This is a genomic window from Rhodococcus (subgen. Prescottella) equi, assembly GCF_003013675.1.
Classification (GTDB): domain Bacteria; phylum Actinomycetota; class Actinomycetes; order Mycobacteriales; family Mycobacteriaceae; genus Prescottella; species Prescottella equi.
Genome location: NZ_CP027793.1, coordinates 430,698 through 442,618, shown reverse-complemented (window position 1 = coordinate 442,618; position 11,921 = coordinate 430,698). Strand labels below are relative to the sequence as shown.

Annotated in this window: 11 protein-coding genes; 7 read left to right on the top strand and 4 right to left on the bottom strand. The window is 68.1% G+C overall.

Annotation, left to right across the window (positions count from 1 at the left end; translation table 11 throughout):
- Positions 1-102 precede the first annotated feature (102 nt).
- Genes C7H75_RS01995 through C7H75_RS01985 form a run of 3 tightly spaced genes read left to right on the top strand, consistent with a single transcriptional unit; the run spans position 103 to position 2,965 of the window.
- The gene (locus tag C7H75_RS01995; RefSeq protein ID WP_022593674.1) at positions 103-1,365 is read left to right on the top strand and encodes a TetR/AcrR family transcriptional regulator; all 1,263 of its coding nucleotides are present in this window, start codon (positions 103-105) and stop codon (positions 1,363-1,365) included.
- Entirely contained in the window at positions 1,362-2,492 is a 1,131-nt protein-coding gene (locus tag C7H75_RS01990; RefSeq protein ID WP_022593672.1) for an NAD(P)-dependent alcohol dehydrogenase, read from the top strand. The genes C7H75_RS01995 and C7H75_RS01990 overlap by 4 nt, the downstream gene beginning before the upstream one ends.
- Positions 2,489-2,965 carry a DUF4334 domain-containing protein gene (locus C7H75_RS01985; protein WP_022593671.1) on the top strand — a complete coding sequence of 159 codons (477 nt, stop codon included), beginning with the start codon at positions 2,489-2,491 and terminating at the stop codon, positions 2,963-2,965. The genes C7H75_RS01990 and C7H75_RS01985 overlap by 4 nt, the downstream gene beginning before the upstream one ends.
- Positions 2,966-2,995: 30 nt before the next feature.
- Here the strand turns inward: C7H75_RS01985 and C7H75_RS01980 are convergent, their stop codons facing one another.
- The 3 genes from C7H75_RS01980 to C7H75_RS01970 are packed head-to-tail and all read right to left on the bottom strand — an operon-like array spanning position 2,996 to position 5,707.
- On the bottom strand, positions 2,996-3,838 hold the full coding sequence (locus C7H75_RS01980; protein ID WP_022593670.1) for an oxygenase MpaB family protein: 843 nt from the start codon (positions 3,836-3,838) through the stop codon (positions 2,996-2,998).
- Positions 3,839-3,875: 37 nt separating this feature from the next.
- Positions 3,876-4,556, bottom strand: a complete 681-nt coding sequence (locus tag C7H75_RS01975) for a GntR family transcriptional regulator (RefSeq protein ID WP_022593669.1) — start codon at positions 4,554-4,556, stop codon at positions 3,876-3,878.
- 8 nt (positions 4,557-4,564) lie between these two features.
- Positions 4,565-5,707, bottom strand: coding sequence for an acyl-CoA dehydrogenase family protein (locus C7H75_RS01970; protein ID WP_013414655.1), 1,143 nt, complete (start codon positions 5,705-5,707; stop codon positions 4,565-4,567).
- Between the two features lie 175 nt (positions 5,708-5,882).
- Here C7H75_RS01970 and C7H75_RS01965 point away from each other — a divergent pair, with 175 nt between their 5' ends.
- On the top strand, positions 5,883-7,418 hold the full coding sequence (locus C7H75_RS01965) for an aldehyde dehydrogenase family protein (RefSeq protein WP_005516059.1): 1,536 nt from the start codon (positions 5,883-5,885) through the stop codon (positions 7,416-7,418).
- Positions 7,419-7,423: 5 nt separating this feature from the next.
- Complete coding sequence (locus C7H75_RS01960) at positions 7,424-8,359, top strand: oxygenase MpaB family protein (protein ID WP_044990355.1); 936 nt, start codon at positions 7,424-7,426, stop codon at positions 8,357-8,359.
- Between the two features lie 6 nt (positions 8,360-8,365).
- Here C7H75_RS01960 and C7H75_RS01955 read toward each other — a convergent pair whose 3' ends face one another.
- Positions 8,366-9,268: a LysR family transcriptional regulator gene (locus C7H75_RS01955; protein WP_106850881.1), complete on the bottom strand. Its 903-nt coding sequence runs from the start codon at positions 9,266-9,268 to the stop codon at positions 8,366-8,368.
- A 74-nt stretch (positions 9,269-9,342) separates the two neighbouring features.
- Here C7H75_RS01955 and C7H75_RS01950 point away from each other — a divergent pair, with 74 nt between their 5' ends.
- Positions 9,343-10,257, top strand: coding sequence for a DMT family transporter (locus C7H75_RS01950; protein ID WP_022593665.1), 915 nt, complete (start codon positions 9,343-9,345; stop codon positions 10,255-10,257).
- A gap of 113 nt (positions 10,258-10,370) precedes the next feature.
- Positions 10,371-11,915, top strand: a complete 1,545-nt coding sequence (locus C7H75_RS01945) for an acyl-CoA synthetase (protein ID WP_106850880.1) — start codon at positions 10,371-10,373, stop codon at positions 11,913-11,915.
- Positions 11,916-11,921: the final 6 nt, after the last annotated feature.

Genomic DNA, 11,921 nt, shown 5'->3' with positions numbered 1-11,921 from the left:
ATTGATTTGACCGCCGGTCGAATCCGGAAGCGAAACCGGAGACACCGGCACTCACCTCTCGGCTATGCTTCCGGTACCAGTCCTTACACGTCAGGAGGTTCGGTGACGGAGCGGACGAAGACCGGATCCCGCACTGGGCGCGTTCGCATCGACGTGCAGCATCTGCCCACCAGCGAGATTCGACGCCGGCCGAAGAACCGGAAGGCCCAGATCGCCGCGGTGGCCGCCGAGGCCTTCACCGAGCGCGGCTATCACGGCGTCAGTATCGACGAGATCGCCGCGGCCGTCGGTATCTCGGGTCCTGCCCTGTACCGCCATTTCCCGAACAAGTACGCACTGTTCTCGCAGGCCGCGACCGATCTCGCCGAAGCCCTGGAGAATGCCGTCGCACAGGACGACGCCGACGTGGTCGGCGACCCCGTCGATCGGCTCGATCACCAGATCCTCGCGGCGGTCAGGACCACCGTCGCCCATCGCCGCACGGCCGGGCTCTATAGGTGGGAGAGCCGCTATCTCGAACCGCCGGACAGGGCGGCGGTCCGGGGAGCCGTCGAAGCGGTCAACCGTCGCATCGGCGCGACGCTCGAGGACATCAGGCCCGACATCACCCACCGGGACTCGGTACAGATCTGCGTCGCGATCCTCGGAGCGATCGGAAGCATCACCGTTCATCGGGCCGCCTTGCCGGCGCGGCGACTCGAGCGACTCCTGCTCGGCGCGTGCCGATCGATCGCTCGCGCCGAACTCCCCGCGGAGACGCCATCCACCGGAGTCCACCCGAGGAACGCCGGAATCCCGTTGGCCAACAAGCGCGAAGTCGTGCTCAACGAGGCCATCCTGCTTTTCGAGGCGCGCGGCTACCACGAGGTGAGCATCGAGGACATCGGCCAGGCCGCGGGTATCAACGCCTCCGGGGTGTATCGCTACTTCTCGAGCAAGTCGGATCTGCTGGCAGCGACCTTTCATCGCGCGGCGGAGCGACTCGCCGTCGCGGTGAGCACCGCACTGGGCAATTCCGACACCCCCCGACAGGCTCTCGAGTCGCTGGTCGAGGTCTACGTGCGTCTGTCGTTCGCCCAGTCCGAGCTCATGAGCGTGTACTTCGCGGAGATCGGGAGCCTGCCGGCGCCCGAGCGCACCTCGCTGCGAAACACGCAGCGCCTCAATGTCGAAGAATGGGCTCTGCTACTCGGCGAGGCTCGGCCCGATCTGTCCGTCGCGGAATGTCGCTTCCTCGTCCACGCGGCGCTCAGCCTGGTACTCGACGTCGGGCGGGTGATGCACTTCGAGTCAACCGCAGCCAATGAAGCCCGGGTCCGGCAGCTGATGCTCGCGACGTTGTTCGGTGAGACGAGCGACGCATGAGCGGAGCGGCCGCAGTGGTGCTACGCGCCCACGGCGGACCACTCCGCCTCGAACCCATCCGGGTACCCGAGATACGCGACGACGAGATTCTGGTGCGCATCCAGGGAGTGGGCATCTGCCACACCGACCTGACGGCCGCAGACGGTGGTGTCCCGTTCCCTCTTCCGGCGGTTCTGGGCCACGAGGGTGCCGGGATCGTCGAGGCCGTCGGCGTCGGTGTCGCCGGACTCACGCCGGGAGACCCCGTGGTCCTCGGCTTCGACTCGTGCCGATCCTGCCGCAACTGCGGCCGGGGGCGGGCGGCCTACTGCGAGAACGCAACCGCCCTGAACCACGGTGGAACCCGGCTCGACGGGACCACCACGCTGACCGGCACCGACGGTACTGCGCTACACGGCAACTGGTTCGGTCAATCCTCGATGGCGTCACACGCGGTGGCCTCTGCCCGCAACGCGGTACGCCTTCCCCCAGACGTGCCGGTCGCGCTCGCCGGTCCGCTCGGCTGCGGACTCCAGACCGGGGCCGGGACCGTCTTCAACGTCCTGCGCCCGGATCCCGGATCGGCGATCGCGGTGTTCGGGCTCGGCGCCGTGGGGATGGCGGCGATCATGGCCGCGCGGGTAGCCGGGTGCGGGAACGTCATCGCCGTGGACCCGATCTCGGCCCGCCGAACCCTGGCGCTGGAACTGGGGGCGACGGCGGCGCTGTCGCCCGTCGACGTCGACGACGTCGGGCGGGCGGTTCGCCGCGAGTCCGGTGGCGGTGTGGATTTCGCAGTGGAATCCGTGGGAACCGAACAGGTTGTCCGTCATGCACTGTCCTCGCTACGCCCGCCCGGAGTCTGCGCGACACTGGGGTTACTGCCCGGACGTAATCCCATCACGATCGACCAGAGCCATCTCCTGAACGGGCGCACCCTCACCGGCGTCATCGAGGGCGATGCCGATCCACTGACGTTCCTGCCGATGCTCGTCGACCTGTGGCGTCAGGGTCGCTTTCCGGTCGAGAAGCTGGTACGAACGTTCCCGATCGACCGGATCGACGACGCGATCGCCGCGACACGGTCCGGAGAGGTGGTCAAGGCGGTACTCACGTTCGCGGACAACGACACCGGAGGACGAGCATGAACGTACGAGACGAGGTCGCCGCGCTGCGGGCGCGCACCGACCGGATCGATCCGCGGGAACTCGATTCGATCTGGGACCGCTTGGCCCCGTGTCGGCCCGTGGATCTGATCGGGTACCGCTGGCGGGGTTTCGACTTCGACACCGGACATCGCACGAGTGGGCTCCTCCGTCGAGCGCATTGGTACGGCAAGGCATTCGCCAGCGAGTCCGACGTGCAGCCTCTGCTGTGCCGCAGCGAGGACGGACAGCTGTTCTCCGACATCGGAACCGGGCACGGCGAGGCCAGCCTGTGGGAGGTCGTGTTCCGCGGGGAGGTGACCGCGACGATGGTCTACGACGGCATGCCGGTGTCCGACCACTTCAAGAAGGTCGACGACGACACCGTCATCGGCGTCATGAACGGCAAGGGCACGTTGGTGTTCGACGGCGGCGAACACTTCTGGTTCGGGCTGGAGCGAGACGTCGCACTCTGACACCGCAGCGTCCGTGCGCGACGGCGATGCTCAGATCAGATGCCGGTGTGCCGCAAGGCGCCGGCGCATGTCCCACAGGTAGAACGTCGCTGTCACCTGCCGTATCGGTCGCGGCACCCGCCGGTAGACGACGGGCAGGACGGTCATGAGCCGATCGAATCGCCGTTGATCGCGCGGGCTCCACGGCAGGGCGAACTGGTCCCGCACCCGGGGCGGCAGCAGGCCGATCGTGAAGAAGCGCTGCAGCGGCATCGTCAAGCGGACAGGTAGCGGGGCCTTACCGCCGGAGAGCAGTCCGCGCACGTACGCGCGCACCTGGTCGTCGACCTCCGCGCTCTCGATCATCCGGTCCCAGTAGGCGTCGAACTCGGCACGGGTGGCCGGCCACATGTCGTCCCTGACCTGCAGCGCCGTCCCGTACACCGCGGACTGTCGGTACAGCCGATCCGCGTCGGCGTCAGCGAGTTCACCGAAGAATCGGCGGTACATGTCGGAACCGTTGCGGTACAACGTTGCCGCTACCCACAGCTGCAGTTCGGGATCGAATGCGTTGTACCGCTCCGACCGCACCGGGACGTGCGCCTTGTTGACCAGCCGCACCACCGCCTGCTTCTCCTCGGGAGTGCCGAGGGTGACGGCGTACACGTACGTCATGGTCGTCCGCAACCGGTCCAGGGGACGCTCGAGGGTCGAGCTGTGCTCGGCGACTCCACGGCCGACGCCCGGCAGCGCCAACTGCAACAACACGGTGGCTCCGGCGCCGATCAACAGCATGGACTCGCCCACGAAATCGGCGAGGTCCAGTGATCCGGCGGGCGGGTCCAGGGAGTCCGGGAGCGCGCGGCGCGGCCGCGTGGTGGCATCGATCGTCATCGGTCGTCGCTTTCGTCGGGTGATGGACGGTGGTCGGTCATTGCCAGATCCCGCTCCGCTCGAGGTGCGCCACGAGCCGGTCGGCCGCGTCGTCGAACTGGATCCGAGTGTGCCGCACGACCGCGGCACCATCGCGGGCCGCGATCGCCGCGATCAGATCCGCGTGGGCGCGCACGGCGAGGGCACCCCACTCCGGGTCGGCCGCGTACAGCTGATGCGGCGTGTACCGGGCCGCGCCGGCCAGGAACCAGGCAAGCTTGGGGCCGCCCGCGATACGGCACAGTTCGCGATGGAACTCGTACTCGGCCTCGGCAATCCGCTCCGCATCGGTCGCGCCGACCGCGTCGTGGAGAACCGCGTTGAGATCGGTGAGCCGCGCCAGGTCGTCGGCGTCCGCCGAACCGGAGGCACGCACCGCCAGTTCCACCGTGATCCGGCCCTGCAGCCAGAAGATGTCGTACACGTCGTCTCGATCCAGCGGCGAGACGACGTATCCACGGTTGGGGACCGATTCGACCATCCCCTCTCCCCGGAGCGTCAGCAACGCCTCCCGCACCGGGGTGACGCTCACCCCGAGTTCGGCCGCGGTCTCGTCGAGGCGGACGAATGCGCCGGTCCGCAGCCGGCCCGACATGACGGCACCACGCAGGTGCGCCGCCACGTCGTCGGAGAGTTGGGTCCGGCGGAGGGGCCGCGTGGGCCGAACCGGCGCAGCCATGGCACCCCCTACAGCCCGTACGTCTTGCCGATGATGTCGCGCTGGATCTCGTTGGTACCACCGTAGATCGACGCGACCAGGGTCTTGCGGACGTGGCCCTCCATGTCGAATTCGGTGGCGTAGCCGTACCCGCCCATCATCTGCATTCCCTCGAGGGCCACCTTCTTCGCGGTCTCCGTGGCCTTGAGCTTCACCATGGACGCCTCGCGCGGGAACATCTTCGTCGGGTTGTCGTCGACCAGTCGCGCGGTATTGTACACCAGTAGCCGGGTGCACTCGATCTCGGTCGCGAGGTCGGCGATACGGTGCCGCAGCGCCTGGAAGGTTCCGACCGGCCGTCCGAACTGCTTTCGCTGCGTGACGAATTCGAGCGCGTCGTCGAATGCCCGCTGGGCCGTGCCGAGCATCATGGCGCCCAGGATCAGGCGTTCGATGTTGAGGCCGGTCATCAGTTGCGTCCATCCCTGTCCCACCTCGCCGACCACCGCGTCCTCGGGGAGCAGCACGTCAGTGAGATAGAGGTCGTTGACCTCCTTGCCACCCATCGTTGCGATGCCGCTGATCTTCAGTCCCGGCGTGTCGGCCGGCAGATGGAACATCGTCAACCCCTCGTGCTTCGATCCGGTGCGATCGGTTCGGGCCACCAACAGGATGTTCTCGGCGAAATGCGCGTTGGAACACCACGTCTTCTGTCCGTTGATCAGCCAGCCGCCGGACACCTTCTCGGCCTTGCAGCTGAGATTCCCCACATCGGAGCCCGCCTCGGGTTCGGACATCGAGATCGACTCGGATGCACCCCGGACGATGCCACCGAGCACGGTCTCCTTCTGGGCGTCGGTGCCGAACTTGGCGTACGCTGCGCCGGTGATGAGCGTGGGGCCAACCCCGCCGATCGGCGCCATCCCCCGCGCCGCCTGTTCCAGCAGAATGCACATGTCGACTGCGGTGCCGGCAGAACCGCCGTACTCCTCGGGCACCGTGATGCCCAGCCAGCCCAGGTCGGCCATCTTCAGGTAGAGGTCTTGGTTGTGGTTGTGTTCGCCGCGACCGGTGAGGGCGTCACGCTGCTCGCGAGTGCCGCACTCCTTGCGGCAGAACGCCGCCACGGCCTGCGCGAAGGCCTGCTGCTCGGCGGTGAAGTCGATCGTCACCTGATGTGCTCCTGCCTGCGAAGAGTCGAGTGAAGCGAGGGCTCGAACGCCACGATCGGCCGCGGATACCGCGCGTGGGGTTGTCCCCGTCTGCCGGGACCAATAGTGTGAGCGTCAACACAGTAAATCACATCACATATATGTGATGCGATCCCCGGCACGAAGGAAGCCCGACATGACCCGAGAACTGTCTTCGAGCGACGCTGCACCCGGATCAACCGTCGAACCCGCCGCGCAGGACGCGGCGACGACCTTCGCGAGCCTGGATCCGCGGACGGGGCAAACGCTTGCCGAATACCCGGTCGCCACCGCCGCCGACGTCCGAGCGGCCGTCGAGCGGGCGCGCGGCGCGGCGCGCTGGTGGGACGCCCAGGGCTTCCGCGGCCGTCGCGACTGGCTGCTCGAATTCAAGAAGGCGATCGCCTCGGACGGCGACGACCTGGCACGGGTGATCTCGGCCGAGACCGGCAAGCCGCACGACGACGCCCTGCTCGAGGTGATGCTCGCCGTCGAGCATCTGGACTGGGCCGCCCGCAACGCGAAGAAGGTACTCAAACCGCGCCGGGTCCCGTCCGGACTGGTGAGCGCCAACCAATCGGCCACCCTCGGCTACAAGCCGCTCGGGGTGGTCGGGGTCATCGGACCGTGGAACTACCCCGTGTACACCCCGATGGGATCGATCTCGTACGCCCTCGCCGCCGGCAACGCGATCGTCTTCAAGCCCAGTGAGCTCACCCCGGGTGTCGGAAAGTGGCTCGAGGCCAAGTGGAACTCGCTCGCCCCCACCCAACCCGTGCTCCAGGTGATCACGGGCCTCGGCGCAACCGGTGCAGACCTGTGTCGCGCCGGCGTCGACAAGATCGCGTTCACCGGATCCGGCCCCACGGCCCGCAAGGTCATGGCGGTCTGCGCCGAAACCCTCACTCCCCTCGTTGCGGAATGCGGCGGCAAGGACGCGATGCTGGTCGCGGAGGACGCCGACCTCGACAAGGCGGTCGAGTTCGCCGCGTTCGGCGCGTTCGGCAACGCCGGCCAGACATGTGCCGGTGTCGAACGCATCTACGTCGCCGAACCGGTGTACCGCCAGTTCCTCGACAAGTTCACGGCCGCGGTCGAGCGGGTCCGACCGGGCGGGTCCGACGCCGACACCTACGGACCGATGACGCTGCCGCGCCAGGTGGACGTCGTCCGCAACCACATCGCCGACGCTCTGGAGAAGGGCGCTCGCGCAGTGACCGGCGGAATCGACTCGGTGCACGAGCGTTTCGTCGAGCCGGTGATCCTCACCGACGTCCCGGAATCGTCGTCGGCGGTGTGCGAGGAGACGTTCGGTCCGACCGTCGTGGTCAACCGGGTGCGCGACATCGAGGAGGGCATCGAGCGCGCGAACGCCACCTCGTACGGCCTCGGAGCATCCGTCTTCACGTCGAACCGCAGTCGCGGCAGGGACATAGCGGACCGTCTGCGCACCGGCATGGTGTCGGTGAACTCGGTTCTCGGTTTCGCCGGAATCCCGTCGTTGCCGTTCGGTGGCATCGGTGAGTCCGGGTTCGGGCGCATCCACGGCGCCGACGGCTTGCGCGAGTTCAGCCGGCCCAAGGCCGTGACCGTCCAGAAGTTCTCGGCGCCACTGAATCTGCTGACGCTCGAGCGATCGGCGCGAGACATGAAGATCTCCGCGTGGATGCTCAAGGCTCGGCACGGGCGGTGACGGCGATGACCCTGACGAACGGACGCCGCGCGGGAAGCTTCCCCGGCCCGGACCGCGATCCGCGACCACGACCGGGGCGGCGGGGGTGGGTGAAGGTCGTCGAGGGCCTCGATCCGGTGACCCGGCACCAGGACATCCTGCGGATCACCTCGGGGTACGAGTTCCCGTGGGACTACCAACGATCGCTCGAGTTCGCCCTGTTCCGCACCTACTGCGTGCCGTCGATCTCCGAACTCCTGGCCCGCACGGGCGAGTTCGAGAAGCGACCGCAGAAGCGCTACGACGACACCGCCCTCCTGATGAGCGAACTGGTCGAGCACGGCTACGACTCGCCCCGCGGCCGGGAGTCCCTGCGCAACATCAACCGCATGCACGGCCGCTACACGATCTCGAACGACGACATGTTGTACGTGCTGTCGACGTTCGTGTACGACCCGATCGACTGGATCGACCGCTACGGCTGGCGCAGACTGCACCCACACGAGCGGCTCGCCTCGTTCCACTTCTACCGTCAGGTGGGAATTCGCATGGGGATCAAGCACATCCCCGACTCCTACCAGGAATTCCATCGGTTCAAGATGGACTACGAGCGGGAGAAGTTCGTCTACAGCGACGACAATCATCGGATCGGCACGTACACGCTCGAGCTGTTCCAGTCGTGGTACCCCGGCTTCCTCGCCAGACCCGTCGCCACAGCCGTGTACGCGTTGATCGACGAACGCATGTCGCTCGCTTTCGGGTTCCCGAAGGGGTCGCCCAGGGTGCGAGCGGTGGCCGAGGCGGGCCTGCGTGCGCGGTCCGCGGTGGTGCGCCTGCTACCCAAACGTCGGACTTCGTCGGCGGCAACCGACCCGGACAATCGCACCTATCCCGGTTATCCGGTGGGTTACTGCCCCCGCGACCTGGGTGTCGAGCACGATCACCCGCAACGGGCGAACTGAGTTCTCCTACGCCGTTCTCCTACCCCCGAACGCGTCCTCCACCGCGTCGATACCCGCGCGCACGGCCGGGCCGGCGTTGTCGGCCCGCCACACCGCGTAGATGTCGCGGTGCAGGCGCGGTTCGGTCGCCACCAGCGCCACCCCCTCTGGCGTGCGGTCCATTGCCAGCCGGGGAACCAGCGCGGCCGCGAGTCCTGCCGCCGCGAACGCGAGGTGTGTCGAGACGTCCGACGCCTCGAAATCGACGCGCGGCTCGAAACCCTGCCGACGCAGGGTGACCACCAGCCACTCGTGGAATGCGGTGCCGGACCCCCAGGCCACCCACGGCATGTCGGCGAGACTCGACAACCGCACCTCGGCGTCCCGCGCACACGGATGATCGACGGACAGCGCGAGATCGGCGGTGTCGCGGTGGATCAGTCGCGACTCCAGGTGCGCCGGAACATCGACCGGCGCCGATTCCCAACTGTCGACGACACCCACATCGATACGGCCGCGGGCGACGGACTCGAGGGTCACCTCGGTCTCGGCCTCGGTCACCGTCACGTGCAGCGGATACCGGGACAGAAGCGTCCCCACCGCCGACGGGAGCACCAGCCGCGACGCGGTCACGAAGGCACCGAACCGCAGCGGGCCCACCACCTCGCTGGCCATCGCGGCTATCTCCGCCTCCACGCCGGACGCGCGGGCCAACAGCTCGCCGCCGCGGCGCGCCAGTAGTTCTCCCGCGGGCGTCAGACGCACCCCGCGCCCCGCCGGTTCGAGCAGTGCGACCCCGACTTCACGCTCGAGTTTCGCCAACTGCTGCGACACGCCCGACGGCGTCACGTGCAGAACCCGCGCAGCCGCCGCGACGGACCCGGAGCGGGCCACCGCACACAATGCCCGGACGCGGTCGAGGTTCAACACGGAAGCAACACTACCGAATCTCGAGAAATACTTCTTAGTTGTTGTTTGTGCAGGTAGACCCAACAATTGAGCCCGTGCAGATCGTCGAAGTTCGCAGCGTTCCCCTCGCCGCCGGCCGCGTCACCGACGCGCGCGCGCTGGCCGTGGCGGGAGCGGCCTGCATCTCCCTGACCGCGGTGTTCATCCGCCTCGCCGACGTCTCCCCCGCGACGTCGGTGTTCTTCCGCTGCGCGCTGGCGCTGCCGCCGCTGGCCGTGCTCGCGTGGCGAGAGCACCGGCGCAGCCGTCGGACGAGCCGCGCGGACGCGGTGCGGTTCGCCGTCGCCGGGGCGCTGCTCGGTGTCGACTTCGCGTTGTGGTCGCAGGCCATCATGCTCGTCGGGGCGGGCATCTCCACGGTGCTCGTCAACATTCAGGTGGCGGTGGTGCCGCTGCTGTCGTTCCTGTTCCTGGGCACCAGGATTCCGGCCCGCTTCGTCGCGACGATCCCGGTGCTGTTCGCCGGCATCGCACTCACGGCGGGCGTCGTCGACGACGGTGCGACCAGTCCGGACCTGTTGTGGGGGACGCTTCTGGCCCTCCTGTCCGGGGTGGCGTACGCGGGCTACATCTTCGTCGTCGGCGGGCGCGGCACGGCTGCCACTGCCGGCACCCAGGTCCTGGTCTCCACCGCGGCCGCGGGTGTGGTCGGCTCCGCCCTGGGGTCCGTGTGGGGCACCGTCGACCTGGCGCCCGGATGGGCCGCGTTCGGCTGGCTCGCAGCCCTCGCCGTGTCGGCGCAGGTCCTCGGCTGGATGCTGCTCGGCCGGTCGCTCCCCCGACTCGCGCCGGAGGTAGGCGCCACGCTGCTGCTCCTGCAACCGGTGCTCGCGATCGCGGCCGCGATGGCGCTGCTCGGCGAACGCCCGTCGACCCTGCAGCTCGTCGGCTGCGCGACCGTCGTCGCCACCGCGTGGTACGTCGCGTCGCGGCCCGACCGGTCCCGCTGAACGAGATTCTCGTTCCATCGGCGCGAGGTCCCGTCCACTGTGACACCGGACACGCGTCGAGTGTCACCGTGCATCCCTGCACCACGACTCAGACACCCAGGAGGCTTCTCGAGATGTACCCGGGCATCCACGCGGCAACCGCGCCCGAGCGACCGGCGGTCGTCTTCACACCCACCGGCGAGGTGGTGACCTACCGCGAGCTGGAGGACCGCTCCAACCAGCTTGCCCAACAATGGTTCGCGCTCGGTCTCCGCAAAGGTGACCACGTGGCGATCCTCGCGGAGAACCATCCACGATTCCTGGAGGTGTACTGGGCCGCCGTGCGGTCCGGCCTGTACATCACGGCCGTCAACTGGCATCTCACGGCAGACGAGGCGGCCTACATCGTCACCGATTGCCAGGCAAAGCTTCTCGTCACCACCTTCCGCCTCGCGGACCTCGCGTCCGCGGTCGTGGACGAACTGACGGAGCGGCCGCACGTGTTCATGATGGACGGTGTCGTCGTCGGCTTCGAGTCGTACGAGGAGTCGATGGCCGAGTTCGCCCCGGTGCCGCTCGCCGAGCAGCCCCGCGGCGACATGATGCTGTACTCGTCGGGAACCACCGGACGCCCCAAGGGCATCCGACGCCCGCTCACCGGCATCACGATCGACGACCCGCGCGGGATGAACGTCGGGCACTTCGCGAAGACGCTGCTGGGCATGAGTGACGAGTCGACGTATCTCGTCCCGGCTCCGATGTACCACTCGGCGGCCCTGCAGTGGTCCGCCGGCGCACAGAGCCTCGGCGCCACCGTGGTGCTGATGGACCGCTTCGACGCCCGCGAGTTCCTCGCGAACATCGAGAAGTACTCGGTCACCCACACCCAGGTCGTGCCGACGATGATGGTCCGGCTGCTCAAGCTGCCCGACGACGAGCGCACCTCGTTCGACGTCTCGTCGCTGCAGGACTTCCTGCACTCCGCGGCGCCGTGCCCGCCCGCCGTCAAGCAGGCGACCATCGACTGGCTGGGTCCGATCGTCAGCGAGTTGTACTCGGGCACAGAGGGAATGGGCATGACATTCCTGACCGCCGACGAGTGGCTCGAGCGCCCCGGATCCGTCGGCCGCCCGGTGCTCGGCACCCCCGTGGTGTGCGACGAGGAGGGGCAGCCGCTGCCCGCCGGTCAGATCGGTGCCGTGTACTTCGAGCGCGACGTCGTGCCGTTCGAGTACCACAACGACGCCGACAAGACCGCCGACTCCCGGCACCCGAGCAATCCACGCCTGTCCACGGTCGGCGACGTCGGCTACGTCGACGAGGACGGCTACCTGTTCCTGACCGACCGCAAGTCGTTCATGATCATCTCCGGCGGCGTCAACATCTACCCGGCCGAGATCGAGTCGTGTCTCGCGGCGCACCCCGACGTCGCCGACGTCGCGGTGTTCGGCCTGCCCGACCCGGAGATGGGCGAGTACGTACACGCCGTCGTCGAACTCGATCCCGGGGTGCCCGGCGACGACGACACCGCGGAGGCGCTGCGGGCGTACGTCCGCGAACACCTCGCCAAGTACAAGGTGCCGAAGACGATCGAGTTCTGCGACCACCTGCCGCGGCTGGCCACCGGCAAGGTCAAGAAGCACGACCTGCGCGACGCCGCACTGCGCGCTCTCGCATAGCCGAAA

Bases quoted from the DNA above. Each gene is read 5' to 3' on its own strand.
- C7H75_RS01960 (WP_044990355.1), top strand. From the start codon at position 7,424: ATGACCCTGACGAACGGACGCCGCGCGGGAAGCTTCCCCGGCCCGGAC.
- C7H75_RS01975 (WP_022593669.1), bottom strand. From the start codon at position 4,556: ATGGCTGCGCCGGTTCGGCCCACGCGGCCCCTCCGCCGGACCCAACTC.
- C7H75_RS01990 (WP_022593672.1), top strand. From the start codon at position 1,362: ATGAGCGGAGCGGCCGCAGTGGTGCTACGCGCCCACGGCGGACCACTC.
- C7H75_RS01965 (WP_005516059.1), top strand. From the start codon at position 5,883: ATGACCCGAGAACTGTCTTCGAGCGACGCTGCACCCGGATCAACCGTC.
- C7H75_RS01985 (WP_022593671.1), top strand. From the start codon at position 2,489: ATGAACGTACGAGACGAGGTCGCCGCGCTGCGGGCGCGCACCGACCGG.
- C7H75_RS01945 (WP_106850880.1), top strand. From the start codon at position 10,371: ATGTACCCGGGCATCCACGCGGCAACCGCGCCCGAGCGACCGGCGGTC.
- C7H75_RS01980 (WP_022593670.1), bottom strand. From the start codon at position 3,838: ATGACGATCGATGCCACCACGCGGCCGCGCCGCGCGCTCCCGGACTCC.